Genomic DNA, 26,960 nt, shown 5'->3' with positions numbered 1-26,960 from the left:
CGACGGCGCGTTCGCGGCGATGCTGCTGACCGAGCTCGATCACGGCTCGAACCTGCTGCGCAACGAGGCCGCCGCCGCGCCGCATCCCGACGGCGGCTATCGCCTGAGCGGCGAGAAGCACCTCATCAACGGCGCCACCCACCACGACGTCCTGGTCGCGCTGATGCGGACCGCCCGCGGCGGCGCGGTCGCGTTCGGCGACTTCTCGGTGTTCTGCGTCGACCGCGACGACAGCGTCGAGGCCCTGCCGCGCTGGTCGACCTTGCCGGCGCGCGCGGCCGACATCGCCGGCGTCCGGTTCCACGGCACACATGTCCCCGAGGACAGCCTCGTCGGCAAGCTCGGCGACGGCTTCAGCCTGGTCCAGCGCACCCTCACCCTGTCGCGCGGCGGGATCAGCGGGCTCGCGTCCGGCAGCGCCTCGGGGCGCTCGCGCTGGCGCTCGCCTACGCGCACACCCGCGACGTCTACGGCGCGCCGATCGTCGGCCTCGACGCGATCGCCGATCACCTGGTCGCCCACGCCGAGCTCGACCTCGTCACCGCGGCGATGGCGGTCAAGGCGGCGGTCGCCGCCAACGCCCTCGGCATCGGCGCCGCCATCTACACCGCCGCGGCCAAGCTGGCCTGCTGCGCTCTGGCCGAGGAGGCGGTCGAGCAGGGTCGGCGGGTCGTCTCGAGCCGCGCGCTGCTGGCCGATCGGCCCTACGAGAAGTTCGTCCGCGACGTCACCCTCTACGGCGTGTTCGACGGCACCAGCCACTTGATGCTGACCGACCTGAGCCTGCGCCTGCCGCAGATCGTCAAGGTCCGCGACGACGTCGAGCCGACGTTGCCGCGCGTGGCTGCCATGTTCGCCGCGCCCGCGCGCCCGCTGGCGGCTCTCGGCGACGCGCGAGCGCCCGTGCGCCACCTCGACCTCCCGGCCCACGCGCGCGCCCTCGACGCGATCGACGGCGGCGTCGGTTTCACCGCTTTCGTCGCCCTCGCCGACGCCCTCGTCGCCCTCGGCCGCGGCCTGCGCGGGCACAAGGCCTGGAACGACCAGGGCGTCCGCTTCGCCCTCGCCGAGGCGCTCGCCTGGCTCGAGTGCGCGTTCGCGGCGGTCAAGCTGGCCGACCCCGCGCGCCGGGCCGCCGTCGGCGCGACCACCTGGTCTTCGGGACAGGCTGTCTCTCCGGACATCCTCGTCGGCGCCCTCGCCGGCCTCGGCCTGCGCGCTCGCGCTCGCCTGCTGGAGGTCGCCGCGGCCGCGGGACTTCCTGTCCCCGGGGACATGTCCGAGGTCGAGCGCACCCTCGTCGCCGCCCGCACCGCCGCCCGCCCCGGCGCCCGCGCGTGGGTGCGGGCGCAGGTGCCCTGACCGCGCTCGGCCGTCGCCGCCTCGTGGTAGCTTCGCCGCCGCGACGATGACGCTGTCCTATCGACTCGAGCGCGAGCTGGCGACCGACACCGCGATCGGCCAGCTGCAATTCTCCCCCGACGGCGAGCGGCTGGCGCTGCTCACGAGCGACAAGAACAACAACGTGCGCCTGCTGCGGAGCCAGGACCTCGCGCCCGTGCCGGCGCCCCGCTTCATCCGCAACGACCTCGCCTTCGCCGGTGACGGCGCGCTGTTCGTGGCCGGCAAGACCGTCCACCGCCACGAGCTCGGCGAGGCCGGCCCCGGCAAGCCGACCCTGGCGATCGAGGGCGAGAAGAAGGGCCTCACGCGGATCGCCGCGGCCCCCGACGGCCGCTGGCTGGCCCTGCACAAGCACCTCGACGTGCTCGAGCTGTGGTACGTCGGCGACCCGAACCCGACCCGGCGCGCGACGGTCCGGGCGAGCGCGCTCGTCGACCTCGGCTTCCGCCCCGACAGCGCCCAGCTGTGGTTCACCAGCCGCGTCTCGAGCCCGCTGTTCTTGCAGACGATCGACCTCGAGCCCGGCGGCGGAAACCTGCAGCCGACGCCGCCGCAGCCGCTCCCGTCGGTGTTCGTCTACAGCCCCGTGCGCGCCGCCCCGCGCGGCCTCGTCGCGGTCAGCGACGACCTCGGCGACGTCGTGCTGCTCGAGTGGGGCACCTGGGCCGCGCGCCCGCTCGGCCTGCGCGCGCTGTGGGGCGAGCGCCTGCCCGAGGAGCTCGTCGTCGCGGGAGGCGGCAGCCCCGTCGCCGCGGTCGCCCGCGACCCCGACAACCGCCTGCGCGTCCGCGCGGCCGCCCTGGGCGACGACGGCGAGCCGTTCAGCTTCCGTCCCGAGGGGTCGGCCACCGGCCTCGCCGTGGCGCTGACGCCCGACGGCGCCCGCCTGGCCGTCGCCACCCGCGCCGCCGCGAGCAAGCTCTACATGTTCGCTCGAACATAATCTTTAGGACATGCCCCTCGGAACATGACCCATAATGCAGGCAGCAGACCGATCCAGCTCTCGCCTGCCCATGCGCCTCCCCCTGTACTCAGGCTGCCGTCGGCAGCCGCCATGTCCGCGAGCAGGCTCCCCCTGTCCTCTCGCACATGCCCCTCGAGACATGCCCTTTCGCGCACCTTCATTTTTAAAGAATTCGACTCAACCGAGCTCGGGCCCGGGTCGCTCGGCGACCTCGCGGGCGAGCCGGCCGAGCGTGCGGACCGCGTGGGCCAGCAGGTCGGACCACGGGTAGCCGCAGCTCATGCGGATGCAGTTGGCGAACCGCGGCTTGGCCGAGAAGATCGGCCCGGGCGCGATGCTGATGCTGTGGGCCAGGGCGCGGGCGTGCAGCTCGAGCGCCGACGTCCCGGGCGGCAGCTCGACCCGCAGCACGAAGCCGCCGGCCGGGCACGACACCCGGGTGCCGGCGGGGAAGTGCTCGGCGATCGCGGCGCTGACCTGCTCGACCTGGGCCTGCAGCTTGCGCCGCATCGCCCGCAGGTGGTGCTCGTAGCCGCCGTTCTCGACGAAGTCGGCGATCGCCAGCTGCGGCAGCGTCGGCGTCGCCACGCTGTTGGCGAACTTGAGCTGCTCGACCTGGTCGCGGAACCGGCCGGGCATCACGTAGCCGACGCGGTAGCCGGGCGCCAGCGTCTTGGTGAACGACGAGCACAGCATCACCAGGCCGGCCTCGTCGAACGCCTTGGCCGGGCGCGGCATCGCCTGGCCGAAGTACAGCTCGCCGTAGATGTCGTCCTCGATCAGCGGGATGTCGCGGCGCGCCAGCATCTCGACCAGGCGCTGCTTGGCCGCGTCGCTCATCGACGCCCCGAGCGGCTGGCTGACCACCGGCAGGGTCAGCACCGCCTTGATCTTGTGCAGCGCGATCGCCTCCTCGAGCGCGTCGAGGTCCATCCCGGTGCTCGGCTGGCACGGGATCTCGAGCGCCCGGATCCGCAGGCCCTCGATCAGCTGCAGCAGGCCGAAGTACAGCGGGCTCTCGATCGCCACCGTGTCGCCCGGCTGGGCCACCACGCGCAGGCACAGGCCCAGCGCCTCCATCGCGCCCACGGTCGTGACCACGTCGTCGGCGGTGACGGTGCAGCCGCGTTCGACCGCGCGGCGGGCGATCTGTCGCCGCAGCGCGGGGCAGCCCGGCGGCGGGTCGTACGACACGCCGACGGCCCCGGAGGCGCGGGCGATCCGCGCCAGGGTGGCGTTGAGGCGGTCGGTCGGCAGCAGCTCGGGCTCGGCGTGGCCGCCCCGAACGGCACGATGTGCGGGTCGCGGGTGGCCCCGTAGACCTTGGCCACCAGGCTCGCCACCGACACCTTCGAGGCGGTGGTCGACGTCCGCGGCGCCCGCGGCTCGGGCAGCGCGGCGCAGCGGCGGCGCACGTAGTGGCCCGACTGCGGCCGCGCCTCGATGAGGCCGCTGCCCTCGAGGTGCTGGTAGGCCTGGATCACCGTCGACACGCTGACGCCCTGCTGCTTGCTCAGGCGCCGCACCGACGGCACGCGGTCGCCCGGGCGCAGGGCCCCGCGCTCGATCAGCCCCGCCACGTGGGCGGCCACCCGCTCGTAGAGCAACGCCTGCGCGTCCATTGGTAGATCCTACTTTCCTTTCCGCATGAGGCGGAGAAGTTGGGCAAGACCCCCGTTCAAACCGTGCATGCGAATTTCCCGCACACGGCTTACCGGTGGTCTCTCGGGCCGTCGCATTACGCGGCCTCCGGGTACTGCACGGTCCCACGTAGTCGGTGGAGCCCGTGGTCATGGAAGAAGTCGCTTGTCCAACCTTCGACGTCGTTGGCTCGCAGGTGTCGGCCATGGCGCCGCACCATGAAGTGCGTGAGCCGGCGCCATACGTACGTGTCGATCTGATTGAATTTCGCGGCGGCGTTCCCGGTGCGGAAGTAGTTACCCCAGCCGTGCAGCACGGGGTTGATGTCGCGGATGAGCACCCGGACATCTTTGACCCCGTTGCGGTTCGAGCCAGTTAGCTCCTTCACGCGGTGCCGAACCCGCGTCATGCTGCGCTGCGAAGGCCAGCGCTGGAGGAAGTACACCCTGCGATGCTCCTTCTCCCAGATCGGCCCGGACATGCGCTTGCGCAGGTGACAGCCGAGGAAGTCGAAGCCTTGCCGTCCCCGGCTCAGCTCGACGCGCCTCGTCTTTTCGGGATGCAGCTCCAGCTTGAGCCGTCGCAGGATCTCGCGGACCCTGACCTCGGCCTCCTCGCACGCCTTCGCGGTCCTGCACAGGATCACGAAGTCGTCGCAGTAGCGCACGAGCTCGCCCAGGTGGGCGTGTCGTCGCTGCCACAGCTTGTCGAGGACGCCGAGGTAGATGTTCGACAGCAGCGGTGAGATGACGCCGCCCTGGGGTGTCCCCGGAGCATCGCCGTCACTTCGCTGTCCTCCATCACACCGGCTTCGAGCCACTGCCGCACCAGCTTGAGGACCCTGCGATCCGAGATTCGCATCGCCACGAGCTTCATCAGTCGCTCGTGATCGATGCTGCCGAAGTAGTCGCGGATGTCGGCGTCGAGCACGTGGTTCCCACCGCGCGCTCCCAGCACGCGCAAGCGCTCGAGCGCCTGCGTCGCACTGCGCTTCGGCCGGAAGCCGTACGAGCACGGAAGGAAGTCCGCCTCGAATATCGGCTCCAGCACCAGCTTCGCCGCCATCTGCACCACTCGGTCCCGGACTGTCGGGATCCCCAGCGGCCGCTTCTTCCCGTCCGCCTTCGGGATGTACCGCCGCATGACCGCGCTCGGCCGGTACGTCCCGCCCTTGAGTTCGTCGGCGATCTCTTCGAGGAAGCGATCGACGCCGTACTCCTCCACCTCGGCCAGCGTCTGTCTGTCGACGCCCGCCGAGCCCTGTTCCTCTTCACCCGCCTCCATGCTTCCCTCAGGACGTCACGCCTGAAGATGCGGTCGTACAGCGCATGGAAGCGGCGACCCGGATGCCGCTTGGCCGCGGCCCACAGTCGGCGTCGAAGTTCTCGCACTTTGTCACGCGGCCTGCGCCGCGTGGGGTTGTTGGGACCTGTCCTGCAGGCCATGCCCTCGCGCTTACCTTCTTCTCCGACACGACCACCCCAGGGGCCCTTCCCTCCGGCGGCGTTGTTCTGCGCCGCCATCGCCGGTACTACGACCCCCTCGGACTCCCGCTGCACAGCGCTCGACTTCGCCTTCGGCTTATACGAGTCGCCTCGCCCCGACACGGGCCGTGCAGACGGGCCTCTCCTGTTCCGCATCGCTCCTTGAACGCGTGCTGCGCCCCGTACCCGGGAGGACCCACCGCGCTTTCTGATCCGGATGACTGCGCGGTGGACGTGGCCTTCGCCGTGACATGAGCGGCTCGGCTCCTCCATTGTTTCTCTGTCGAGGCTGCAGGCTTCACTTCATGTTGCGGCCCGCGTTCTTGCTCCCTCCGTAGAGGCTTTTGACGCCCCGCTCGGGCCGCGAGAATCTCTCCTCGCGCCTGGGGCCTGCTACCGGGCGCTCCGGCGCCTACCCGGGCGGGACTCTCACCCGCTGGAACGGTGCAGCATGACGCGGCCGAGCCGCCCCCTTCGGGGTCCTGCTCGCCCTCGTCTTCAGGACGCACCATGACACCAGCCTACCTCGACGCGAGGGGTGGGACCAGCACAGCCCGGGGGACGCGCCACCGGTACAGTTGCAGCGAGCTGGGACTGTACCGGTACGATCGTGGCGTTTCTGCATCTGTTACGGTCGGGTCGGCCGGCCCATGCTTCGGGCATGGCTTCCCCTTCCGGCGTCTGGATCGCCCCGCCCGTGCGGATCGCCTGGGATCGGGCCGCCGCCGCGACCGCGGTCCGCCCGGCGCGCGCGAGGCCCCGCTGCTGATCGTCGCGGCGATGCTCGCGGTGTACTTCCTGTGGGGCTCGACCTACCTGGCGATCCGCGTCGCCCTCGAGACGATCCCGCCGTTCTCTCTCGGGGCCGCGCGGTTCTTGATCGCCGGCGGCGGGCTCTACGCGGCGCTGCGCCTGCTCGGGGTCCGGCGGCCGACGGCGGCCGAGTGGCGCACCTCGTTCCTCACCGGCGCGCTGCTGTTCGTGGCCGGCAACGGCTTCGTGGTGCTCGGCGAGCAGTGGGTCAGCTCCGGCCTGGTCGCGCTGGTGGTCGGGACCATGCCGCTGTGGGCGGCCCTGTTCGGGCGCGCCGCCGGGCAGCCGCCGACCACGCGCGAGTGGCTGGGCCTCGGCCTCGGCTTCCTCGGCGTCGCCGTCCTGCAACTGGGCGGCGAGCTGGCCGGCGCCGGCTTCGGCGCGCTGCTGGTCCTGCTCGCGCCGGTGTGCTGGGCCCTCGGCGTCGTGCTCGGGCGCACCCGCCCGCTGCCGCCCGGACCGATGGGCGCGGCCACCCAGATGCTGGCCGGCGGCCTGATGATGGCCCTCGTCGCCATGCTGCTCGGCGAGGCACCGACTGTCCCTTCGGCCAGGTCGCTGGCCGCCGTGGCCCACCTGGTCGTCAGCGGCTCGCTGATCGGCTTCACCGCCTACGGCTACCTGCTGCGCCGCACCCGCCCGGCCGTCGCCAACAGCTACGCCTACGTCAACCCGGTGGTCGCCATCGTCCTCGGCGCCGCCCTGGCCGGCGAATCGGTCGGCCCGATCACCTGGCTGGCGACCGCGGTGATCCTGTCCGGCGTGGTCGTGATCGGCCTCGGCGGCAAGCGCTGAGCCTGTCTCTCCGCGCATGTCCATCCGGACATGCGCGAAGGATATTCCAGCCGTCACGGCGGGATGACGCAGGGGCTGGCGCCCGGGCAATCCATCAGCCCGTCGGCCCACACCCACGCCCCGGTGGCGGCGCAGAACGCCGGCAGCGCGGCCGCGAGCGCGTCGGTCGACAGCGGGTTACCGGTCAGGAGCACCTCGAGGCACTGGTCGGGGTTGTCGCTCGCATCCCAGCCCGACCCGATCAGCGGGTCGGCCTCGACGATCTGGTTGTCGGACAGGATCATGATGATCGGCGTGGGAAAGCTCGCGACCGGCGTGAGGTCGGAGATCAGCGCGCTCTCGGCGTTCAGGAAGCGGATCGGCAGGCCCGTGAGCGGCCCGAGGTCGGCGATGTCGGTGTGATCGATGACCAGGAACTCGAGCGCCTGCGTCCCCGCCAGCGGGCCGAGGTCGGTCACCGCCGTCTCGGCGATGTTCAGCTTCACCAGCCCGGTCAGCCCGACCAGCGGCTCCACATCGAGGAATTCGGCGCCGTAAGCGATCAGCTGCCGCAGCCCGGTCAGGCCCGCCAGCGGCGCCAGCGTGTTCACCTTGGTATTGCTGATGTCGAGGGTCTCGAGCGCGCCCAGCCCGGCGAGCGGCCCCAGGTCGGCGACGTCCGTGGCGGAGACGTTCAGGCTGTGCAAAGACGCGAGCCCCGCGAGCGGTCCCAGGTCGACGACCTGAGTCACGGCCACGTTGAGCCACTCGAGCTTCTCCAAACCCGCGAGCGGCCCGAGGTCGGCGACGTCATGCCCATGGAGCTCGAGGATACGCAGGCCCGAGGCGCACTCGAGCCCGGTGAGGTCGACGACCGGATTGACGATGGGAAACAGCTCTTCGATCGTGGCCACGTCGGCCCCCAGCAGCGGCCCCTCGGGCTGGTGCAGGAGCTCGCGGATCCGGAACTCCAGCCCGGCGTCGGGGAACTCCACCACCGTGCAGTCGACCGGCCCGCCCGAGGTCGTCGTCGAGTCGCCGGTCGTCGAATCAGCGGTCGTCGAATCGCTGGAGGTCGTCGCGCTCCCGGTGGTCGTCGGCCCCGTGCTCGTGCCCGGGTCCGTCGTCGTGGTCGGACCGGTGCTGGCGGTCGGCGACGTGCTCGACGCGGTCGCGTCGGTCGGCGATTCGCCGCTGTCGGCCGTGGACGCTCCATCGGTGTCGCCGTTCTGGTCGGGGCAGCCGGCGCACAGCAGCGCGCCCCAGACGATCAGGAAGCTCGATCTCCGAGTCAAGCGCATCATGCCGCCACGATAGGGACCCCGGGCCGCGGGTGTCAACCGACCGCAGGGGCACGACCTGACCGAAGGGTCAGGACGGATCGAGCCCTAGCCGGCGACGAGGCGCGACGAGCCCGCCCTCACCCGACGCCGCGATCGACATCGTCGCACAGACCGGGGGCGGGCTCAGCGTGCCCGGCGGACGGGCGCGCGCGGACGGCTCCATGCATGTCCACGACATCATGCCCGATCGGACATGACCCCCAGAACGTCCTTCATCGCAACGATTTCAGCTCCGCGGCCCGTCGTAGACCTGGACGCTCACGCGAAGCTGGCCCGAGTTGTCCTCGTGGTTCGAGTCCCAGTAAAAAAGCTGAGCGTGCCCTCGGTCAGGATCGTCATGCTCAGGTGGGTGCCGACGCCGAAGAACGTGGCGCCGCCATCGAGGCTGCCGACCAGCGCGCCGTACAGGAACGACTGGGCGCCGCGGCCGAACAGCCCGTAGTCGCCGCCCAGCGGGTTGCCGAGGCCGTTCGCGTTCGAGGTGCGGTCGGCCGCGCCCGCGCTCCACGTCTCGTCGGGGTCGACGTGGACCGTCAGCAGCTGCCCCGGCGAAAGCGCGATCCCGGTGTCGAGCCCCGTCCCGCCCGAGATGCTGTGCGTCCTCGCGTCGACCGTGAAGTTGTTCTGCGCCATGGGCCCGACCCTCCCGCGATCGCGGGCTGTGGACCGGGACCGCGTGAGCGTCAAGCGACGGCCGGCGCCGCCCGCCGCGAACGACGAACGGCCGCTGCCCGAGCGCCCGCGAGCGGAGGCGCGCCACCTGTCCTGGAGGGTGCGGGGTCGCCGTGGCGAGGGTCTCGGCGCGCTGCCGCGCGAGGGTGCTACATGTCCCGAAGGACAGGCCATCACTGCTATCCCGGGCGGTCACGCCGCCCCCACGGGGTCGCGCGTGCGTGCGACCTGTCCCGACGGCCAGGTCGCTGCTCACGCAGTCGGGGCGGTCAGGCCGCCGCCTCGTCCGCCAGCATCTGGAAGCTGCGGCGGGCCAGCTCGAGGTTGTCGTTGTCCCACGGGTGGAAGCTCGGGCGCAGGTACTCGCGCAGCCCGCGGAGGAACACCCGGCGGATGATCGGCTCGCGCCGCTGCGTCGCCCGCAGCTGCCTGCCGATCTCGCGCAGCCCCAGGCCTTTCTCCTGGCGCAGCAGCATCGTCGCGCCGGCGAACCAGAACGCCCCGAGCAGCGTCGTCGCCAGCGCCATCCCGGCCATCCGCAGCGCGTAGCTCGGCCTTACCTGCTTCAGCACGTCGAAGGCCACAGCCTTGTGCTCGATCTCCTCGGCCGCGTGCCAGCGGAGCAGCCGCTGCATCTTCGGGTGCACCATCTCGAGCGTGCCCTCGCTCGCCAGCGCCCCCTCCGCCATGATCGCGGTGTAGTGCTCGAGCGCCGCCGTCACCGACAGCCGCAGCGCCGGCGGGCTGATGCGCTCGATGAAGTCGAACGCGACCCGCTTGTACACGCGGAGGAACGTGTCGATGTCGTAGCCCTGGCCGCGCAGCGTCTCGAACACGCGCTCGTGCTCGTGCGCGTGGCGACCTTCCTGGCCGAAGAACCCGCGGATCTGCTCGCGCAGGGTCGGGTCCTCGATCTCGCTCATGTAGTGGCGGACCGCGCGGACGAAGAAGCGCTCGCCCATCGGGAAGATCAGGTGCAGCGCGTTGCCGATGGCCGTCGACACCGGCAGCCCCGCCATCCAGTAGCGCGGCATGTCGTCGAGGTCGAAGTCCAGCGCACGCGGCTTGATGGGTCCCAGGTCGGCGGGGGCGTGTGGCATCGAGAACCTCCTCTGTTCCCCGAGCCTATCGCCTATTGAATCAAAGTCAATAGATCTTCAAAATGCCCCTGAGACCCTTGTTCCGCGTCGTCTGCCGGCTCGATTTGCGAAATCGCCCCTTCACCGATCGACGAAGTCGTGGAGGATCCACGGGCTCGGCCACAGCGACGGCTCGACGCGCGCCAGGTCGACGGTCGGGTCGACGAGCGGCTGCGGCGTGCGCCCGTTGAGCGACACCAGCGCGACCACGCGGACCTCGATCGCCGCGTGGCCGCGGGCGCGCAGGTCGTCGGCGAGGAAGCGGGCGTACTGCAGGATCATCTCCGGCCGGCCGCCCATCTCCTGGCGCTGCCACCCGCGCAGGCGCCCGGTCAGGTCGATCTTCCACGTCTCGCCGAGCTCGGGGTCGGTGGCGAAGAAGCGGACGTAGCCGTCCTTGGCGCGCAGCTTCATGCGCCACGCGAACTTGTGGCCCTCCTCGGTCCAGGCGACGTCGCCGGGGTACAGCCAGTGGCGCAGCGGGAACAGCAGCTGCCAGCCGACGTAGATCGCCAGGGCCGCGAGCGTGGCCTCTTGCGAGCGCACGAGCCGCGCCGGCGGCCCCGCCAGGATCGGCGCCGGCGACGGCGGCGCGCCGACGAACGCCGCCACGCGGTTCCGCAGGCGACGCGGCCAGTCGGGCTCGAAGAAGATCGTCGTCGCCGCGATCATCACCCACGGGAAGATGCCGATCGAGAACACCGCCGCGTTGATCAGGTGGAAGCACAGCGCCAGCACGTACGCGAGCGCGCGGGTGCGTCGCCACAGCAGCGCCGGCACCACCAGCAGGTCGAACACCAGGCCGCCGTAGCTGAAGAAGTATGGGGCCCACCACTCGCGCAGCAGCCACCCGGCGACCGCCGGCTCCTCGCCGTGCGTCAGCCACATCCGCATCGGCTCGCCGCGCAGCCAGTCGGGGTTCAGCTTGGCCAGCCCCGCGTAGAAGTACGGGATCCCGACCTGCGCCCGCACCAGCCACAGCGACCACGCCGGGGCCGAGTCGGCGCGCAGCTGCGGCCGCAGCCACGCGTCGACCGCCAGCGCGCGGTGGGCCGGGACGAAGATCATCAGGAAGCTGATCAGCGCGATCAGATAGATGTGATTGAGGTACAGCGCCTGCTCGAGCAAGAACACGTACGAGATGCCGACGAAGAACACCGCGGCGGCCAGGCGGTAGCACAGGCCGATCGTGACGCACAGCGCCGCCAGGCCGAGCACGCCGAACACCACGTACATGCCGTCGCCGGCGAGCGGCCGCACCCACTCCAGCCCGTAGAACGTGAAGTGGAACTCCGGCGCCACGTAGAACTCGCCGATCTCGGCCAGGTCGCCCCACACCTCGATGAACATGAGGAGGCCGAACAGGACGCGGAAGCACGCCAGCGAGGCGATGTCGACGGTGGCGAACAGCCGGCGCGCCAGCGAGGCGCGCGGTGCGTCGAGCGTTGCAGCGGTGGTTGGCATGGCCGGCGGCATAGCGCCGATCGCCGGCGATGCAGTCCGCCCGCCCCGCGCCCGTGCACGCGCCCGCGCGGCCGCGATGCGCCCGCGTGCGTGCGCCCCGGCGGGGCCGGCACGCGAGCGGACGTCCGGTGAATGGCCGCTCGCCGGGTGCCATGATTCGCGACTGAGCTCGCTTGATGTCCCCCTCGACCCGACGCATAGACGCGTACCTGTCAGGCCACCGGTCAATGGCGTGCAGGAGGAGTGACATGCGAATGAGAATCACCGAGTACACCTGGATTCATACGAGTATCTTGGCGCTCGCCACCGCGTTCGTGACGAGCGCGTGTGACGAGGCGGGGGCGATCGACGAGCGCGAGCTGGCCGTCGAGTCGCCCGACGAGGAGGAGCCGGAGTCGATCGACGTCGACGACCAAGCGGTCGACGAGCTGAAAGACGTCGACGCGGAGGCGGACGCCGACGAGGAGGTCAGCCGCGACGACGAACGGCGCCGTCGCCACGACGACGACGGCTGGGGTCGACGTCGCCACGACGACGACGGCTGGGGCCGCCGCCGCCACGACGACGACGGCTGGGGTCGTCGCCGTCGCCACGACGACGACGGCTGGGGTCGTCGCCGCCACTGGTGAGCCCCGGCGGCCGGCCGACCGCGCCGCTGCGACGGACACGTCGCGGGCGCGGCCGGCCGTCGCCGCGTCACGAAAGTCCCCATGACCCTCCGACGTCGCATCATCCTGCTCGCGGCGGTCGCCGCCCACCTCGTGCTCGTCGTCCTCGGCGCGCTCGGCTTCTGCCCGTGCGGCGCCGGGCCGCTCGGACCGCTCCTCCTCGCTTACGGGGAGCTGACCGGGGCCGACAACGGCTACGGCTTCTACGCGCCCTCGGTCGGCGACCCGCCGACCCTCACCCTCACGCTCGTCGACGACGCCGGCCGCACCGCGGTCGATCGCCTCGCGCCGAAGAGCACCCGCGAGGCCGACATCCGCGTCGAGGACCTCATCGAAGTGTTCCACGACCGCCGCAGCGACGACGACGTGCGCGGCCGCCTGGCCGCCTCGTGGGCCGCGAACCTGTTCGCGCGCCACCCCGAGGCCCGCAGCGTCACCGTCGACATGGGCTTTCACCGCGTGCCCTCGCTGGTCAAGGCCGCTCGCGGCGCCCGGACCCGCTGGCGCTCGGTCTACCGCGCCCGCGTCGTCCGCCCGGCACGCGCCGGACCCGGAGGTGACCCGTGAACGCCCGCCTCGACGCCGCCCTGCGCGCGATCGATCGCTTCTTCTTCGCCCCGGCCCGCCCGGCCCCGCTGGTGGCCCTGCGGATCGGCCTCGCCGCGGTGCTCCTGGCCCAGGCGCTGCAGATCGCCCCGCTCTTCCACGCGCTGTACCACCACGGCGGCCTGCTCCGCGGCCCGCTCATGGACGCGTTCGGGCCGCGGCACCTGCCGCCGCTCGGCGAGCTGCTGGCGACGCCGTTCGAATCGCAGGCGCTCGCGGCCCTCGGGCTGCTCTACGTCGCCAGCCTGGTCGGCATGCTGCTCGGCTGGCGCACCCGCCTGTCGACCGGCGCCGCCTGGCTGCTGCACTTCGCCTTCATGCGCCTGGCCCCGCACACCACTACGGCGCCGACGACTTCGCCAACATCTTCCTGTTCTATTCGACCGTCGCCCCCGGCGGCGCGGCCCTGTCGCTCGACCGCCGGGCCGGCCGGGCCCAGGACGTGGCGACCGCGGGCACGCGCCTGGCGATCCGGGTGATGCAGCTGCACCTGTGCATCGCCTATCTGCTGTCCGGGCTGGAGAAGGCGAGCGGACCCCAGTGGCGCGACGGCGAGGCGATCTGGCGCTCGCTCGTGGCGCAGGGCTACAAGCTGCTCGACTTCACCTGGATGGCCCAGGTCCCGTGGCTGCCGACGGTGGCCGGCTGGTTGGTGCTGGTCGTCGAGATCGGCTACGCGGCGTTCATCTGGCCGGCGGTCACGCGGCGCGGGTGGGTGGCCGCGGTCGCGGCGATGCACGCGGGCATCGGGGTGTTCATGGGCCTCCACGTGTTTGCGGCGGTCATGATCGTGCTGACGGTGGCGATGTTCGGGGTCAGCGCGGAGCCCGCTGTGACCGTCAGGAAACAACGCGAGGACGGCCGCGACTTCTTGTCCGCCGCGGCCGCGTCTTCGGGTACCGTGGACCGTGGCCAGGGCGCCCCGCCGCAGTGAACCGGATGACTCGCGCGAACGCGCGCCTGCAAGTCGACGAACGTCGGGCCCAGCTGGTCGCGCTGGGCCTGCGCCTGTTCAGCGAGCGCAGCTACGACGAGCTGTCGATCGACGACATCGCCACCGCGGCCGGCATCTCGAAGGGGCTCCTCTACCACTACTTCACGAGCAAGCGCGACTTCTACGCCGCGACCGTGCGCAGCGCCGCCGAATCGTTGCTCGCGCGCACCGACCCGGCCGGCGAGGGCCCCGACCCCGAGGCGCTGCTGGCCGCGCTCGACCAGTACTTGTTGTTCGCCGAGGAGCACGCCAGCGCCTACGTCGCGCTGATGCGCAGCGGCGTCGGCCACGACGCCGAGGTCGCGGCGATCGTCGAGGACACGCGGGCCCGCTTCGTCGCCCGCCTGGCCGGCCGCCTCGGCCTCGCCGACCTGACCCCGCGCGTGCGCCTGGCGCTGCGCGGGTGGGTCGGCTTCGTCGAGGGCTCGAGCCTCGACTGGCTGGCGCGGCGCGACCTCCCGCGCGACGAGCTGCGCGACCTGCTGGCGCAACTGCTGGTCGCCACGCTGATGGCCGTCGACGCCGCCCCGCCGACCGCCGCGTGACGCGTCGCGGCTATGATCATACCCGGATGATCACAGGCGAATAAAAAATGCAGGCCCGACGGAGGCGAGCCAGGAGCTCGTCCCCGCCGGACCTGCCGGGTGAGCGCGACGCTGTGTCGTCTCGGTCACGCTCGCCGCATAAGTCCGCTCAATCGCGCTCGCCGAAGCACCAGTCATCGAGGCCGCCGCGGCCGCGGCAGTGCTTGCGGGCGCGTCGCTCGCAATAATCGCGGTTGCCGCGGATCTTGATCCGCTCGGTCACCGCCCGGTAGCGATGGCCGCGCTCGCATCGCGCGAGGCAGTAGCCGCGCCAGTGGTCGTTGTCGTCGTAACACTCCCACCGGTCGTTCTCGCTGGGGTCGACCTCGTCGGTGAACTCGACCTCGTCCGGCGAGACGTCGCCCTCCGCGGCGGTCACCTCGTCGGCGAGCTCCTCGGTCGGCTGCTCGGGCGCCGCGAGAGCGGCCCACGCGCTGAACAGTGCGCTGAAGATCATCATGACACCTTCTCCTCTCCACGATCGAATGTCCGTGTCCACGCGCGCGACGTGGCCCCCGCGCGTCCAATGCGACGGGTGTCCAAAAACCATGAGCCCGGTCCGGCGAACCGTCGAGCAGGCTCTGCCGCGAAATTATGCGCCGGGCGGGCCGCCCGCGGCGAGCGGACGACAGTACGATGATATGTCCCTCAGGACATCTATGATGAAAAGCGCGGGCCCGCGCTCTCGCCCCGATCTCAGCGCTCGCGGTCGCGCCGCGCCAACACCACCGCCGCGAAGCCGACGCACAGCGCCGTGTACGCCAGGAGCACGCCCCAGACCTCGAACACGTGCGCGGTCGAGGGGTCGTAATCGACGGTGGGGTAGACCGGGCAGCTCAGCGGGTTGCCGGGGATCGTGCAAGCGGCGAAGTCCCGCGGCGGCTGCAGGTGCGCCAGCGACCCGAACGCCTCCATGGCCCAGCGCGCGCTCGTGAGGTACGACAGCGGCGCGAGCCCGGCCGGCAGCGACACCAGCGCCAGCGCGAGCAGCAGCTGCGGCACCAGCACCAGCGGCACCACGCTCATCGCCCGGTCCGAGGTCCGCGAGGTGCTCGGAGCAGGAGCCCCATGCCGAGCCCCGACAACGAGCTCAAGAAGGTCGTGACCAGCATGCTGCCGAAGAACCCGAGCCCGGCCACCCCGCGCACCACCGACTCCGGCCCGTCCGCGGTGAAGGTCGTCACCGCCGCCGTGAAGTCGACCTTCAGCGCCAGCACCGTCAGCAGCACGACCGACTGCACCAGACACACCGCCGCCAGCACCACGAACTTCGCCAGCAGGTACGGCCCGATCCGCAGGTTCGCCAGGCGCTCGCGGCGGTAGATCGCCCGCTCCTTCGTCAGCTCGCGCGCCGAGCACAAGATCCCGCACCACACCGCCACCAGCGCGACGAGGAACAGCACCAACCGCCCGTGCGAGCTCTGCAGGTCCTGCAGCGCGGTCGGGCGGGCGACCAGCACCAAGATCCCGCCGATGATCGGCGCCTGCAGCAGCAAGGTCGCCAGGTTGCGCCGGTCGACCGCCAGCAGCCGGACGTTGCGCCGGACCAGGATCACCAGCTGCTGCCACGCCGACACCCGCGCGGTGTCCGGCCGGTCCTCCGGGGTGGTGCCGCCGACCTTCATCGCCGTCATCGTCATCGACGGCCGGCTCTGCGAGTTGTGCAGCTTGTTCGACTTGACCGCGGGCCCGCGCGCCTCGCCGGCCAGGCGCTCGACGATGTAGCGCGTGCGGGCGTCCGAGCGGCGGAACCGCAGCTCCCACAGCTCGGCCAGCGACGGCTCGCCGCGCTCGTGGGCCTCGCGCCAGCGGGCGTACTCGGTCCGCAGCTCGCCGAGCACCAGCGGGTGCGACTCGTGGGCGTCGCCCTCGACCTTGGTGTAGATGTCGGCGAAGTCGCCGCTGCGCACCCCGAAGTGCTGCAGCGCCTCGGCCGGCGGCCCGAACCACACGAGCCGCGCGTCGGCCATGAACGCGATGTGGTCGCATTGATGGATGTTGGCCGTCGCGTGGGTGACCATCACGATCGTGCGCCCGCCGTCGGCCAGGCGGCGCAGCGTGTACATCAAGCGCTTCTCGAGGCCCGGGTCGAGCCCCGAGGTCGGCTCGTCGAGGAAGAACAGGCTCGGGTCGGCCAGCAGCTCGGCGGCGATCGAGACCCGCTTGCGCTGGCCGCCCGACAGCTCGCTGATGCGGGTGGTGCGGCGGTCCTCGATGTCGACGTCGGCCAGCACCCGCTCGACCCGCGCCGCGATCTCGGCGTCACCTGTATCTTCGGGCAGGCGCAGCTGGGCCGTGAAGCGCAGCGCCTCGTCGACCGTGAGCGTCTGGTGCAGGATGTCGCTCTGCGGGACGTAGCCGATCTGGCCGCGGTAGGCGTCGAAGTTGGCGTAGTAGTCGTCGCCGTTGACCAGCACGTCGCCCTCGCTGGCCCGGCTGAAGCCCGACAGCGCGCCGAGCAGCGTCGACTTGCCCGCCCCCGAGCCGCCGACGACCCCCACGAACTCGCGCGGCAGGATCGCCAGCGACACGCGGTCGAGGATCACCTTGCCGCCGCCGACCCGCCGCACCAGCCGCCGCGCCTTGAGCTCGATCGCCCCGCGGTGGTCGTACGAATCGAGCGAGCGCCCGTCGTAGACCAGCTTGAACGGCCCCACCTGGATGATGTCGCCGCGGCCCAGCTTCCTGCTGATCTGGACCCGCTCGCCGTTGACGAAGGTGCCGTTGGCGCTGCCGAGGTCGCGCACCTCGTGGCCGTCGGGCAGCGCCCGCACCGTCGCGTGCCGCCGCGACACCAGGAGGCTCGCCAGCGTCAGCTCGCAGCCCTCGCGCCCGATCGTCACCTCCGGCTGGTCGAGGCGGCAGCGCGGCACCGACTCGTCCGGCGGCGCCATCGTCCGCGCCAGCCGCTGGTAGGTGATCGTGACGAAGCTGCCGGTGTACGGGTCGCCGACCCGCAGCACGTCGCCGTGGCGCAGCTCGTGCTCGGGCACCTGGTGCCCGTTGAACATCAGGCTGCACGGGCCGCCGAGGTCACGGACGCGGTAGCCGTCGCCGACGCCGGTCGGCTCGAACCGCGCTGGTGCGCCGCGACGAACTCGGCCTTGACGACGATCCGGTTGTCGTCGGCCCGGCCGAGGCGAAACGCCTTGCCGTCGAGCGGGTACGGCACCTCGCGCTTGTTGGGCTCGCGCACCACCAGCCGCGACGCCTGCAGCCGCACGGCCCAGGTCACTTCCGGCGACGGGTCGTCGCTGTCGGGCGTCAGGTCCACGCAGGCCTTGTATTCGCAGGATCCAGCCGGCGCCGGCGGATGTCAACGTTTCTGGGCAATTCCCCCACGATGTGTATGCTTGCGGCATGACCACGAGGACCCAGATCTGTCAGACCCTGTCCCGCCTGCAGGCCCGGTGGGCCGTGAGGCATGTTCCTCGCGGGCTCCTCCTCGGCGGCGCGCTCCTCGTCGCCTGCGACGACTCCGCCGAGCAGCGTAAACCAGGCCCGACGCCGGCGGTCCCGGCGGTCGACCGCAGCTCCGAGACGCCGCCCGCCGAGCCCAAGCCCAAGCGCCCGGCCACCGGCTCGGACACGCCGACCACGCCGCCGCCCGCCACCGACCTGCTGCCCACCGGCTCCGCCACCGACGTCGCCGGGGTCGTCCGCTCGTACAGCGGCTGTTACACCGACTGCGTGTCCGAGAAGAAGGCGACCAACCGCGAGACCTGCAAGCTCACCTGCGACGACGCCGCCGAGGCCGCGATCGAGAGCATGCCGGGCGGTCCGTCGAAGGAGAAGTTCAAGGCCGCGGCCGCCAGCTTCACCGGCTGCGTCAACTCCTGCTTCGCCGACAAGAGCCTGAACTCGACCAACCGCGCGACCTGCGTGCTGACCTGCCAGGACGCCGCCGAGGTCGCCGCGATCGGCAAATAATCGCGGGCGCAGCGCGCTCAAAACCGCGCCATCACCCCCAGCCCGGTCGGCAGCACCCGCGCGCTCCGAGCCGGTCTCGGCGCGCGATTTCGCACCAGCGCGACGATCCCCAGAGTCACCAGCACCGCCCCCGACACCGCCAGCGCCGCCCCGCCCCAGCCGGTGTTGTAGAGCCAGCGGCAGTCGCCGTCGGCGTCGACCTCGGTCCCCGTGCAGCGCTTCTTGAACGGCATGTCGTCGAGCGCGAGCAAGGCCACGCCGGCCCCGAACAGCGCCAGGCCCCCGCCGAGCGCCGCCCCGCCGAGCGCCCGCTGCCGCGGGTTGCCCGGGGTGCGCTGCAGCTCGATGACCACCTCTTCGCGGCCGCCGGCGACGAACGTCAGCTCGCGCTCCTCGGCGACGTAGCCGCCGAGCGTGACCCGGATCTTCCGCGCCCCGGCGAGCAGCGGCCGCTCGAGCGGAGTCTTGCCGACGACCTCGCCGTCGACGTGGACCAGGGCGCCGCTCGGCCGGGTGTCGAGCACCAGCACCGGCGGCCCCTTGCCGAGCACCGCGAGCCGCGTCTGCAGCAGGGCGCCCTGGGAGTCGAGCAGATCGGCGACCTCGCCGACGCCGCAGATCTCGCACCGCTCCTGCGACTTGAAGAGCACCGCGCCGGAGCCCGCGTCGACCAGCTCGAGCTCGAGCAAGTAGTCGCGGCTCTTCATCGTGATGCCGGTGCGCACCAGATGGGTCGCACCCGCCTCGCGCAGCGCGTCGAGGCACGCCTGCCGCTCGCAGCCCGGCTCGCCGACGCGGTCGGCCACGTCCTGCTCGACGAGCGTGAAGTCGCCGCGCCCAAGCCCGCGCCGCAGCCCCGCGACCCAGCCCTTGCGCGTCGCCTCGTCGACCTGGCCGCCCCCCACGCGCAGCGGCACCACGGCGATCCGCACCGAATCGCTCGGTGTCGCCGCACCCCCGGGTGGCGCGGCCCACACGACCCCGGCGGGCGGCATCGCCAGCAGCCACCCCAGAAGCACGCACAGCGGGACCCGCACCGCTCTACCCTAGCATCAACGCCCTCGGCCCAGGGCCTCCCCGGGCGCGCTCGCACCGCGCGAAAACGCGCCTCACGACACTCGCCCCTTGTCGCGCCCCCCCATGGCCGCCCACACTCGAGGCGCCCGCCCGGATGCCCGCGCCGCCCCGAGACCTGATCCCGGCCCCGCTCGTGCCCGCCCCGCCGCGCGGCCCCGCGGGCTCCACCGCGGCCGCCGACACCTGGACGATCTCGTTCGACGAGCCGCCCGCCGAGCCCCGCACCGACGACCGCGCCCCCACGCGCAAGGACCACTTCAACCGCGAACCACCGGCGCTCCGTCAAGACGACCGCGCCGTCACGCGCAAGGAGCCCGCCGGCCTCGAGCACGCGCCCGGTCGACCCGACGCCATCACCCGCAAGGAGCCGAGCGGCTCCGAAGACGTCGCGCCCGGCCGTCCCGACGCCATCACCCGCAAGGAGCCGAGCGCGCTCGACGACTCCGACAAGAGCCGCCCGCTCGCCCGCCCGCTCGCCGGCAAGACCGGCCGCGCGGTCGCGGTGTCCGGCCGGATCTCCACGCGCAGCAGCAGCTCGCAGGTCAACGCCGAGGGCAAGCAGGTCCGCCTGCTCCCCGGCCGCCGCGTCCCCGGCACGCGCTACCGCCTGATCCGCTGGCTCGGCGAGGGCGGCATGGGCGTCGTCTACGAGGCCGAGCACGAGGACATCGAGCGCCGCGTGGCCCTCAAGATCCTCCGCCCCGAGGCCAGCGAGGACCCGCAGCAGGCGGCCCACTTCCGCGACGAGGCGCGCGCGGCCAGCCGGATCGGCTCGCCCAACATCGTCGAGATCTTCGACTTCGGCGAGCTGCCCGACGGCCGCCTGATGTTCGCGATGGAGCTGCTGAACGGCCACGGCCTCGACAGCGAGCTCGACAAGTGTCCCATGGACCAGGCGCGGATGATCGGGATCCTGCGCCAGGTGTGCAAGGGCCTGGCGGCGGCGCACGAGGTCGGGATCATCCACCGCGACGTCAAGCCCGACAACATCATCCTCGTCACGCACAACGGCAAGGCGGACTGGGTCAAGGTCGTCGACTTCGGCATCGCCACGGTCCACGCCGAGACCGACGCCGGGGCCGCCGGCACGCCGCACTACATGGCGCCCGAGCAGGTGCTGGGCCAGAGCTTCGACGGCCGCCTCGACATGTACTCGTTCGGCTGCACGGCCTACGAGCTGCTGGTCGGCAAGCCGCCGTTCGTCGCGCCGACGATCGAGGAGATCCTCGAGAACCAGCTGACACAGAACCCGACGCCGCCGTCGGGCTGTGCCCGCCCGGCTCGGTGCACCCGGCGCTCGAGGCGGTGATCCTGCGCTGCCTCGAGAAGGAGCCGACGCGGCGCTACCGCGACATGCGGGACGTCGAGGCCGCGCTGTGCGAGGCCCAGATCGCCGCCGGCCTGCACACCGCCTACGACGACCTGCCGCTGCCCGACGTCGACCCCGACCGCTACGAGCGGCTGCGCAAGGACATGCCGCAGCCCGGGGTGATCCGGCAGCGGCGGCGGTGGTTGTGGCCGGCGATCGCCGGGGCCAGCACCCTGCTCGCGCTGCTGCTCGCGCTGGCGCTGTGGAACCTGCGCCGGCTGCCCGCCCCCGAGGAGCAGGTCCTCGTCGACAACCTCGTCAACGAGGCGCGAGCCGCCGGCGCGCGGGCCCACTGGGTCTACCCGCCGGAGGACGAGCCCGAGCTCACCGCGCTGCTGAAGATCCGCGCGCTCGAGGAGCAGCGCGGCGGGGCCCGCACCCTCGCCCACGGCAAGGCCACCGAGCTGCGCGAGGAGTTCGCGCAGACGCTGGTCCGCCTCGGCGACCAGTACTGGGACATGGACGGCGGCAAGCCGTTCGCCCGCGACTTCTACATCCAGGCCGTGCTGTTCGACCCCGGCGACGTCCGCGCCCGCGAGCGCTCCGGCGTGACCCCGGGCTTCGTCTCCGACCTCGAGGATCGGGCCCTGAGCGGCGGCTTCACGCAGGCCGAGCTGCGCAACACCGGCGTGCTGGTGGCCCTCGCCGAGCAGGACACCGCCAAGCGCGACCAGGCGCTGCTCGACCTCGTCGACGGCGAGGACAGCACGTCGCTGGTGATCGCCGCCTCGGCCGAGAAGCTGGTCCGGTCGACGCAGGCGCGGCCGAAGGGGCGCCGCACCAGCGACCCCGCGCCCGAGGCGACCGGGCCGGGCTCGAGCCCCGCGCCGGCGACCGCCAGCGATCCCGAGCCGACGCCGCAGACCCCCGGCAAGCCGACCGCGAGCAGCAAACGCGACAGCAAGCAGTCGACCGCGCTGGCCCAGGACGCCCGCGCCGCGCTGGCCGGCGGCGACCGCAAGCGCGCCGAGACCCTGTTCCACCAGGCCCTCGCGTCCGACAACCGCAACGCGGTGGCGCTCATCGGCCTGTCGGACCTCGAGTTCGACAAGGGCGCCCACCAGCGCGCCGCCGACTACGCCGAGAAGGCGATCGCCGCCGCGCCGAAGACCGCCCTCTACCACCTCAAGCTCGGCGACGCATATTTCAAACTGCTGCGCTACGCCGACGCCCGCCGCGCCTACGAGAAGGCCAAGGAGCTCGGCTCGCGCGACGCCGACGAGCGCCTGACCAAGCTCAAGGCCAAGCTCGGCAAGTAGGCTGGTTGTGAGGGCATGTCCGATCGGGCATGCTCTTCGAACTTGCCCCGAACGGCATGTCCTTGGGGACATACTGCGATGCTCGGGTGCGCCGGCCGCCGCGCAAGCCGTCCACGCCGACGCCTCCTGCGGTCGACGCCCCCGGACGGCCCGCGGTCACCGGCCTCGCGCCGCTACTCCGTCTTCACCCGCCGGAGCAGCAGCGCGAAGATCTCCTCCAGTGGCAGCACTCGTTGTACTGCGCGGTGTCGACGTCGACGGCGAAGCTCTCGCCCGCGCCGGCGACCAGCTCGCCGCGGTGGCCGGAGAACACGCTCAGCGTCTGGTCCGCGAGCGTGAAGTCGAGCTGGAACGAGCTGACCGCCAGGTCGAAGTTGACCGGCCCGCAGGCGGGCACCGGCTCGACGACGATCGGCGCGAACAGCCCGGCGGGGAGCTCTCCGTTGCGCGGCGCGACGCCGGCGGCCAGCAGCGCGTCGTCGGCTCCGCGCAGCTCGATCCACTTCTCCCAGGTCACGTCGAGGTCCTGCGAGCCCGAGTTGAGCTGCACGCCGTCGCCGACGGCCCAGGCGACCTCGCCCTCGGGCGCGACCGGGAGGGTCAGCGTCACGGCCCGCGGCGTGCCCCCTCGTCGCAGGTCAGCGAGGTGACCGATTGGTTCCCCTCGGTCGCCACCGCGTCGACCGTGCACGGCAAGTCGATGTCGTGCACGCCGGCATCACCGTCGATCGCAACCTCGAAATCGGCCGACACCGCCGGGTCGACCTCTTCGCAGGCCGCCGGCAGCGCGCCCTCGGTCTCTCCCGCCGTCGGCTCCTCGCCAGTCTCGGTCGGCGTCCCCTCCGTCGCCCCTTCGCTGGCGCCTTCCGTCGCCCCTTCGCTGGCGCCTTCCGTCGCCCCTTCGCTGGCGCCTTCCGTCGCCCCTTCGCTGGCGCCTTCGGTCTCCTGAGGAGACGTCTCCGACGACTCGCCCTTCTCGGTGGAGCACGCCAGCACCCCACAGCACAACCCGATGATCACGCGCACGCTCAAGCCATGAACAGTAAGCATGCCGACGGCATAGCACGGGCGTCCGGGCCCGCCAAAGGCAAGCAACCGCTGGCGACGGCCTTCTGGCGAACAAACCGCACACCACGAGCGCAAGGCATGGCAGCCGCGTCATGACACTCGCGCCATGGGGCCCTCCTTGAGCGCGCCGACGAGACACCTGTCGAACGACTACATGTCTTTCAGGACATGCAACCAAGTTCGCGGTCAAGCGCGCGCCCGGACGCCTCGCCGCTCCGCCGCACCCGCCTGTCCCTCAGGACATCCGCACCCGCGCGCCCCCGGACGGCCTCGCCGCTCCGCCGAACCCGCCTGTCCCTCAGGACATCCGCACCCGCGCGCCCCCGGACGGCCTCGCCGCTCCGCCGAACCCGCCTGTCCCTCAGGACAGCCGAACCGCTCGCGCGCGACGGGCTCGCCGCCCTCCCGGGGGCATCTCCTCGACCCGCGGAACGCGGCCTCGCGCGCACGCCGGGCGCGCGGCCAGCACCTGTCCCCGAGGACATCCCCATCGTCCCCCGGTCTCTCCGGGCAGCTGTCGGCGGCCGCTGCGGATCTCGCCCTCCCGCGCGGCGCTTGCAGTCCCCCCTCGCGGCCGCCGCGAGTTGCCCTTCCGCACGCCCCTGCGACCGCCCGCCGCGGCCGCCACGCGCTGCGCGCTGCTACACTCTCGCGCGTGACCGCAGCTCCGGCCCCGTGGCTCGTCGTGCGTCGTCTCGGCGGCCTCGTCCGCTTCAGCCACACCGTCTTCGGCCTGCCGTTCGCGCTGGCCGCGGTCGCCCTCGCGCACCGGCACGCGCTCGCGCACGGCGGCGCGGGCCTGGACCTCGGGCGCCTCGCGCTGATCGTCCTCGCCTTCACGGCCGCGCGCACCGCCGCCATGGGCTTCAATCGAATCGTCGATCGCCGGATCGACGCCGCCAACCCGCGCACCGCCATGCGCGAGCTGCCGGCCGGGCTGGTCTCGCTGCGGGCCGCGGTCCTGCTGACCGTCCTCTCCGCGCTCGCCTTCCTCGGCTGCGCCTGGCTCTTGGGACCTGTCCCGTTGTTGCTGGCCCCCGGCTGTCTGATCGTCGTCCTCGCCTACAGCCTCTTCAAAGATTCTCGTGGTCGGCCCACCTGGTGCTCGGGCTCGCCCTCTCGCTCGCCCCCGGCGGCGCGTGGGTGGCCGTCACCGGCGACCTCGCCGCGCCCGCCACCCCGCTGTGGCTGATGCTCGCGGTCGCCACCTGGGTGGCGGGCTTCGACATCCTCTACAGCCTGCAGGACGAGACCTTCGACCGCGAGCAGCGGCTGCACTCGATCCCCGTCCGCTTCGGAACCGTGGGCGCCCTGGTCTTCAGCGCCCTCCTCCACGTCGGCACCGTCGCCGCGCTGGTGGTCGTCCACCTGCGCGAGGGGCTCGGCGTCGCCCATGCCGTCGGGGTCGCGCTGATCGCCGCGATCCTCGTCTACGAGCACGCGATCGTCCGCCCCGGCGACCTCAGCCGCATCGACAAGGCGTTCTTCGACCTCAACGGCTACATCAGCATGGCCTACCTCGCCTGCGCCCTGATCGCCACGCTGGTCTAGCGCCGCGACCGCGCGCGATCTGCCGGCGCCGCGGGCCCGCGCTCGCCTGTCCGAAGAGACATATCACCCATGGTGTGACCTCGGTGGAGCGCGAGCACCCGGCTCGCGCTCGCCCTCCGCTCGTGCGACGCTGCCCGGGTGCCGAACCGTCTCCGCCGCCCCGGACCGCCGCTGCGCTTCCGGCAACTGCACGACCGCGAGCCGCAGCCCCTGAGGCCCGGCACGCGCGAGTCGATCCTCGTCGCCTGTCCCCGCTGCGACGGCTGCGCGCGCCTCGTCACCCTGTACAGCGAAGACACCCCGCCGTCGCGGACGCGCCGCATGCACTGTCCCGCGTGCGGGGCGATCCGCGAGGAGCCGATCGGCCTGCGCTACTGGCTGCGGACCGACTGCTGCGGCCACGTCCTGTGGGCCACCGGAGCCGAGCACCTGCGGGAGCTCGAGGACTACGTGCGCAGCCCGCTGCGCGAGCGCCTGCGCCTGTTCCTGCCCGACCGCTACCGGATCGCCCGCCTGCCGCGCTGGCTGATCCTCGCCCGCCACCGCGACGAGGTCCTCCGCGGCCTCGCCCGCCTCCGGCGCATGCTGCCGACCGGCGGCTGACGATCACCGGACTCTCCTCTCGACCCATGCATCCAAGACAAAAGCGCGGGGCAATCATCGCATGTCCTCGGGGACATCTGCGATGTTGCGCCGCGCAGCTGTAAAAAGGTGACGAGAGCGGCGAGCTCGCAAGCGGGTCCAGGGGTCGCGAGCTCGCCGTCCTAGTCGAAGTCGTGGCCCGGACGCGACCGCGCGGGGCGGTCGCGGGCCGGGGCGTCCTGCCGCGATCACTCGCCGCAGAAGAAGAAGCCGGCGTAGATGTCGCCGTCGCAGAACAGCGCGCCGCCGAGGTTGCAAGCGGCCTCGCAATGGGCCATCAGGCCGGCCTGGCAGGCCGCCATCTCGTGCAGGCCGCAGTCCTCGCCGAGCTCGACGATGCAAGCCGCCTCGACCGCGATCGGGTCGCACTTCGCCAGGCACTCGGCGCCCAGGGCGACCGCGCAGTCGACGTCCACGCCCAGGCCGACGTCGAGGCAGATGTCGAGGTCGAGGTCGACATCGACGTCGAGGTCGACGTCGAAGCACGCGTCGATGTCGAGGTCGATGTCGAGCAAGCCGTCGAGCAGGCCGTCGAGCAGGCCGTCGAGGCCGTCGAGGCAGCTGTCGGCGCCGAGGAACACGCCGTCGCAGAACAGCGCGCCGCCGGCCTCGATCTCCGCCTCGCAGTGCGCGGTCATGTCGGCCACGCAGCCGAGGAACGCGTCGAGACCGCAGTCGACGCCAAGCTGGGCGATGCACGCGGCTTCGACGCTGAGCGGATCGCAGTAAAGGCCTGCGTCGACGTCGGTGACGATCGCGCAATCAGCTCCGAGATCGACGTCGATGTCGTAGCAGGTGCCCAGGTCGAGGTCGACATCGACGTCGATGTCGAGGTCGATGCCGAGGTCGAGCCCCAGCCCTCCTCCCCAACCTCCTCCACAGCCGTTCTCGCAGCCGTGGGCCTCGGCGTCGGTGGCCGTGTAGGCGAGGCCGGCGGTGGTGGCGAACGAGAGGGCGACGAAGAACGAAGAGATGATGCGAGACATGGCAAGTTCCTTTCGAGGCACACGGAGTGTGCGATTCACTGGTAGATGGGGGTCCACACAGCGAGGAGTTTATCGATTCGCCGCGGACCGTCCCGCAGGCGACATTGACGACTCAACCATGGTGAGCACGTTGACCCGGGCAAGCAGAAAAATCGGGGGTGAGCGGTTGCACCCGGGGCCTGCAGACCGCGTCGGCAAGGCGCTACGAGCCCGCCAGACCCGCCAGGGGCCCGTTTACGGCGATTTTGTGGGCACCGAGTGCAACTGCGAATCGCCGGCGCCGAGCCCGGCCGCAAGCACCCTCCCTGCGGTTGCCGCGCCGCAAATCACGGCAGTTGTGTAATGATCGCAGGCGAATTGGTACGGCGAAACGCCGCGCGAACGACCAATTCGAGGCCGACATCGTCGAGGTGTAGGACCGAGTAACCACCACACCCCGAAACCGTCGTTCTCGCGCTCCGCCACAAACATGAGCCCGCCCGCAGGACCTGCCCCGGGCCCGCTGCGGGCCCATCTCGCAGATCGGCG

Annotated in this window: 27 protein-coding genes and 4 pseudogenes; 15 read left to right on the top strand and 16 right to left on the bottom strand. The window is 72.0% G+C overall.

The genetic code is table 11. From position 1 onward, the window contains the following. Window positions 1-19: 19 nt before the first annotated feature. The 4 genes and pseudogenes from OV079_RS59710 to OV079_RS46090 form a co-directional block, all read left to right on the top strand. Window positions 20-292, top strand: a pseudogene (locus OV079_RS59710) (acyl-CoA dehydrogenase family protein); the annotation flags it as partial. Next, window positions 214-720 (top strand): annotated as a pseudogene (locus OV079_RS59705) (acyl-CoA dehydrogenase family protein); the annotation flags it as partial. The pseudogenes OV079_RS59710 and OV079_RS59705, both read left to right, overlap by 79 nt. Window positions 721-741: 21 nt before the next feature. Further along, on the top strand, window positions 742-1,362 hold the full coding sequence (locus tag OV079_RS46095) for a hypothetical protein (RefSeq protein ID WP_267776318.1): 621 nt from the start codon (window positions 742-744) through the stop codon (window positions 1,360-1,362). A gap of 46 nt (window positions 1,363-1,408) precedes the next feature. After that, the gene (locus tag OV079_RS46090) at window positions 1,409-2,347 is read left to right on the top strand and encodes a WD40 repeat domain-containing protein (protein WP_267776317.1); all 939 of its coding nucleotides are present in this window, start codon (window positions 1,409-1,411) and stop codon (window positions 2,345-2,347) included. A 198-nt stretch (window positions 2,348-2,545) separates the two neighbouring features. Here the strand turns inward: OV079_RS46090 and OV079_RS46085 are convergent, their stop codons facing one another. The 4 genes and pseudogenes from OV079_RS46085 to OV079_RS46075 all read right to left on the bottom strand — a co-directional run bounded on the left by OV079_RS46085 (window position 2,546) and on the right by OV079_RS46075 (window position 5,293). Continuing rightward, window positions 2,546-3,562 carry an aminotransferase-like domain-containing protein gene (locus OV079_RS46085; RefSeq protein ID WP_338089012.1) on the bottom strand — a complete coding sequence of 339 codons (1,017 nt, stop codon included), beginning with the start codon at window positions 3,560-3,562 and terminating at the stop codon, window positions 2,546-2,548. A 278-nt stretch (window positions 3,563-3,840) separates the two neighbouring features. Continuing rightward, a pseudogene (locus OV079_RS55135) lies at window positions 3,841-3,990 on the bottom strand (GntR family transcriptional regulator); the annotation flags it as partial. Between the two features lie 116 nt (window positions 3,991-4,106). After that, the gene (locus OV079_RS46080; RefSeq protein WP_267778803.1) at window positions 4,107-4,736 is read right to left on the bottom strand and encodes a group II intron maturase-specific domain-containing protein; all 630 of its coding nucleotides are present in this window, start codon (window positions 4,734-4,736) and stop codon (window positions 4,107-4,109) included. Beyond that, the gene (locus OV079_RS46075; protein ID WP_267776316.1) at window positions 4,652-5,293 is read right to left on the bottom strand and encodes a reverse transcriptase domain-containing protein; all 642 of its coding nucleotides are present in this window, start codon (window positions 5,291-5,293) and stop codon (window positions 4,652-4,654) included. Before OV079_RS46075 ends, OV079_RS46080 begins: the two co-directional genes overlap by 85 nt. A gap of 881 nt (window positions 5,294-6,174) precedes the next feature. Between OV079_RS46075 and yedA the strand changes: the two genes are divergently transcribed. Then, window positions 6,175-7,101: a drug/metabolite exporter YedA gene (yedA, locus tag OV079_RS46070; RefSeq protein WP_420829589.1), complete on the top strand. Its 927-nt coding sequence runs from the start codon at window positions 6,175-6,177 to the stop codon at window positions 7,099-7,101. A 53-nt stretch (window positions 7,102-7,154) separates the two neighbouring features. Here yedA and OV079_RS46065 read toward each other — a convergent pair whose 3' ends face one another. The 4 genes from OV079_RS46065 to OV079_RS46050 all read right to left on the bottom strand — a co-directional run bounded on the left by OV079_RS46065 (window position 7,155) and on the right by OV079_RS46050 (window position 11,698). Next, window positions 7,155-8,384: a leucine-rich repeat domain-containing protein gene (locus OV079_RS46065; RefSeq protein WP_267776313.1), complete on the bottom strand. Its 1,230-nt coding sequence runs from the start codon at window positions 8,382-8,384 to the stop codon at window positions 7,155-7,157. 297 nt (window positions 8,385-8,681) lie between these two features. Further along, a complete protein-coding gene (locus tag OV079_RS46060) occupies window positions 8,682-9,056 on the bottom strand; it encodes a hypothetical protein (RefSeq protein WP_267776312.1) in 375 nt (124 codons plus the stop codon). A 308-nt stretch (window positions 9,057-9,364) separates the two neighbouring features. Further along, window positions 9,365-10,195 (bottom strand): metal-dependent hydrolase, encoded by an 831-nt coding sequence (locus tag OV079_RS46055; protein ID WP_267776311.1) that lies wholly within the window; start codon window positions 10,193-10,195, stop codon window positions 9,365-9,367. Between the two features lie 120 nt (window positions 10,196-10,315). Continuing rightward, window positions 10,316-11,698: an HTTM domain-containing protein gene (locus OV079_RS46050; protein WP_267776310.1), complete on the bottom strand. Its 1,383-nt coding sequence runs from the start codon at window positions 11,696-11,698 to the stop codon at window positions 10,316-10,318. A gap of 248 nt (window positions 11,699-11,946) precedes the next feature. Here OV079_RS46050 and OV079_RS46045 point away from each other — a divergent pair, with 248 nt between their 5' ends. From OV079_RS46045 to OV079_RS46025, 5 genes are all read left to right on the top strand, one after another. Further along, window positions 11,947-12,327, top strand: coding sequence for a hypothetical protein (locus tag OV079_RS46045; RefSeq protein ID WP_267776308.1), 381 nt, complete (start codon window positions 11,947-11,949; stop codon window positions 12,325-12,327). 81 nt (window positions 12,328-12,408) lie between these two features. Next, the gene (locus OV079_RS46040; protein ID WP_267776307.1) at window positions 12,409-12,933 is read left to right on the top strand and encodes a hypothetical protein; all 525 of its coding nucleotides are present in this window, start codon (window positions 12,409-12,411) and stop codon (window positions 12,931-12,933) included. Next, window positions 12,930-13,451, top strand: coding sequence for a hypothetical protein (locus OV079_RS46035; RefSeq protein WP_267776305.1), 522 nt, complete (start codon window positions 12,930-12,932; stop codon window positions 13,449-13,451). The genes OV079_RS46040 and OV079_RS46035 overlap by 4 nt, the downstream gene beginning before the upstream one ends. Further along, window positions 13,415-13,906 carry a hypothetical protein gene (locus OV079_RS46030; RefSeq protein WP_267776303.1) on the top strand — a complete coding sequence of 164 codons (492 nt, stop codon included), beginning with the start codon at window positions 13,415-13,417 and terminating at the stop codon, window positions 13,904-13,906. Before OV079_RS46035 ends, OV079_RS46030 begins: the two co-directional genes overlap by 37 nt. Before the next feature lie 5 nt (window positions 13,907-13,911). Then, a complete protein-coding gene (locus OV079_RS46025; protein ID WP_267776302.1) occupies window positions 13,912-14,511 on the top strand; it encodes a TetR/AcrR family transcriptional regulator in 600 nt (199 codons plus the stop codon). Between the two features lie 148 nt (window positions 14,512-14,659). Here OV079_RS46025 and OV079_RS46020 read toward each other — a convergent pair whose 3' ends face one another. The 4 genes from OV079_RS46020 to OV079_RS46005 form a co-directional block, all read right to left on the bottom strand. Continuing rightward, window positions 14,660-15,010 (bottom strand): hypothetical protein, encoded by a 351-nt coding sequence (locus OV079_RS46020; protein WP_267776301.1) that lies wholly within the window; start codon window positions 15,008-15,010, stop codon window positions 14,660-14,662. 236 nt (window positions 15,011-15,246) lie between these two features. Beyond that, the gene (locus OV079_RS46015; protein WP_267776299.1) at window positions 15,247-15,576 is read right to left on the bottom strand and encodes a hypothetical protein; all 330 of its coding nucleotides are present in this window, start codon (window positions 15,574-15,576) and stop codon (window positions 15,247-15,249) included. Next, entirely contained in the window at window positions 15,573-17,561 is a 1,989-nt protein-coding gene (locus OV079_RS46010) for an ATP-binding cassette domain-containing protein (RefSeq protein WP_267776298.1), read from the bottom strand. The genes OV079_RS46015 and OV079_RS46010 overlap by 4 nt, the downstream gene beginning before the upstream one ends. Next, the gene (locus OV079_RS46005) at window positions 17,561-17,824 is read right to left on the bottom strand and encodes an FHA domain-containing protein (RefSeq protein WP_267776297.1); all 264 of its coding nucleotides are present in this window, start codon (window positions 17,822-17,824) and stop codon (window positions 17,561-17,563) included. The genes OV079_RS46010 and OV079_RS46005 overlap by 1 nt, the downstream gene beginning before the upstream one ends. 86 nt (window positions 17,825-17,910) lie before the next feature. Here OV079_RS46005 and OV079_RS46000 point away from each other — a divergent pair, with 86 nt between their 5' ends. After that, window positions 17,911-18,480: a hypothetical protein gene (locus OV079_RS46000; protein ID WP_267776295.1), complete on the top strand. Its 570-nt coding sequence runs from the start codon at window positions 17,911-17,913 to the stop codon at window positions 18,478-18,480. A 17-nt stretch (window positions 18,481-18,497) separates the two neighbouring features. Here the strand turns inward: OV079_RS46000 and OV079_RS45995 are convergent, their stop codons facing one another. Further along, window positions 18,498-19,517 carry a PEGA domain-containing protein gene (locus OV079_RS45995; protein ID WP_267776294.1) on the bottom strand — a complete coding sequence of 340 codons (1,020 nt, stop codon included), beginning with the start codon at window positions 19,515-19,517 and terminating at the stop codon, window positions 18,498-18,500. A gap of 173 nt (window positions 19,518-19,690) precedes the next feature. On the opposite strand from OV079_RS45995, the gene OV079_RS45990 reads away from it, so the two are divergent. Then, on the top strand, window positions 19,691-20,866 hold the full coding sequence (locus tag OV079_RS45990) for a serine/threonine-protein kinase (protein WP_267776292.1): 1,176 nt from the start codon (window positions 19,691-19,693) through the stop codon (window positions 20,864-20,866). Next, window positions 20,842-22,185 (top strand): hypothetical protein, encoded by a 1,344-nt coding sequence (locus tag OV079_RS45985; protein WP_267776291.1) that lies wholly within the window; start codon window positions 20,842-20,844, stop codon window positions 22,183-22,185. Before OV079_RS45990 ends, OV079_RS45985 begins: the two co-directional genes overlap by 25 nt. Before the next feature lie 184 nt (window positions 22,186-22,369). On the opposite strand, the gene OV079_RS45980 is transcribed toward OV079_RS45985, so the two are convergent. Beyond that, a complete protein-coding gene (locus OV079_RS45980; RefSeq protein WP_267776290.1) occupies window positions 22,370-22,795 on the bottom strand; it encodes a hypothetical protein in 426 nt (141 codons plus the stop codon). Next, window positions 22,792-23,211 (bottom strand): hypothetical protein, encoded by a 420-nt coding sequence (locus OV079_RS45975; protein ID WP_267776289.1) that lies wholly within the window; start codon window positions 23,209-23,211, stop codon window positions 22,792-22,794. Before OV079_RS45975 ends, OV079_RS45980 begins: the two co-directional genes overlap by 4 nt. A 148-nt stretch (window positions 23,212-23,359) precedes the next feature. Between OV079_RS45975 and OV079_RS59700 the strand changes: the two are divergent. Both OV079_RS59700 and OV079_RS45960 read left to right on the top strand, forming a co-directional pair. After that, window positions 23,360-24,804, top strand: a pseudogene (locus tag OV079_RS59700) (UbiA-like polyprenyltransferase). 138 nt (window positions 24,805-24,942) lie between these two features. Next, window positions 24,943-25,407: a hypothetical protein gene (locus tag OV079_RS45960; protein WP_267776286.1), complete on the top strand. Its 465-nt coding sequence runs from the start codon at window positions 24,943-24,945 to the stop codon at window positions 25,405-25,407. Window positions 25,408-25,634: 227 nt separating this feature from the next. Here OV079_RS45960 and OV079_RS45955 read toward each other — a convergent pair whose 3' ends face one another. Continuing rightward, window positions 25,635-26,432, bottom strand: coding sequence for a hypothetical protein (locus OV079_RS45955; RefSeq protein ID WP_267776285.1), 798 nt, complete (start codon window positions 26,430-26,432; stop codon window positions 25,635-25,637). Window positions 26,433-26,960: the final 528 nt, after the last annotated feature.

Source organism: Nannocystis pusilla (genome assembly GCF_026626665.1).
In the GTDB taxonomy this organism is placed as follows: Bacteria; Myxococcota_A; Polyangia; order Nannocystales; family Nannocystaceae; genus Nannocystis; species Nannocystis pusilla.
Note: the sequence above shows the minus strand (reverse complement) of the source record. Positions and strands in the feature narration are given on the sequence as shown.

Coding starts and splice junctions, on each gene's coding strand:
- OV079_RS46050 (WP_267776310.1), bottom strand. CDS start 11,698: ATGCCAACCACCGCTGCAACGCTCGACGCACCGCGCGCCTCGCTGGCG.
- OV079_RS46075 (WP_267776316.1), bottom strand. CDS start 5,293: ATGGAGGCGGGTGAAGAGGAACAGGGCTCGGCGGGCGTCGACAGACAG.
- OV079_RS46055 (WP_267776311.1), bottom strand. CDS start 10,195: ATGCCACACGCCCCCGCCGACCTGGGACCCATCAAGCCGCGTGCGCTG.
- OV079_RS46045 (WP_267776308.1), top strand. CDS start 11,947: ATGCGAATGAGAATCACCGAGTACACCTGGATTCATACGAGTATCTTG.
- OV079_RS46025 (WP_267776302.1), top strand. CDS start 13,912: ATGACTCGCGCGAACGCGCGCCTGCAAGTCGACGAACGTCGGGCCCAG.
- OV079_RS46090 (WP_267776317.1), top strand. CDS start 1,409: ATGACGCTGTCCTATCGACTCGAGCGCGAGCTGGCGACCGACACCGCG.
- OV079_RS46000 (WP_267776295.1), top strand. CDS start 17,911: ATGACCACGAGGACCCAGATCTGTCAGACCCTGTCCCGCCTGCAGGCC.
- OV079_RS46015 (WP_267776299.1), bottom strand. CDS start 15,576: ATGAGCGTGGTGCCGCTGGTGCTGGTGCCGCAGCTGCTGCTCGCGCTG.
- OV079_RS45955 (WP_267776285.1), bottom strand. CDS start 26,432: ATGTCTCGCATCATCTCTTCGTTCTTCGTCGCCCTCTCGTTCGCCACC.
- OV079_RS46040 (WP_267776307.1), top strand. CDS start 12,409: ATGACCCTCCGACGTCGCATCATCCTGCTCGCGGCGGTCGCCGCCCAC.
- OV079_RS46020 (WP_267776301.1), bottom strand. CDS start 15,010: ATGATGATCTTCAGCGCACTGTTCAGCGCGTGGGCCGCTCTCGCGGCG.
- OV079_RS46065 (WP_267776313.1), bottom strand. CDS start 8,384: ATGATGCGCTTGACTCGGAGATCGAGCTTCCTGATCGTCTGGGGCGCG.
- OV079_RS46010 (WP_267776298.1), bottom strand. CDS start 17,561: ATGTTCAACGGGCACCAGGTGCCCGAGCACGAGCTGCGCCACGGCGAC.
- OV079_RS46060 (WP_267776312.1), bottom strand. CDS start 9,056: ATGGCGCAGAACAACTTCACGGTCGACGCGAGGACGCACAGCATCTCG.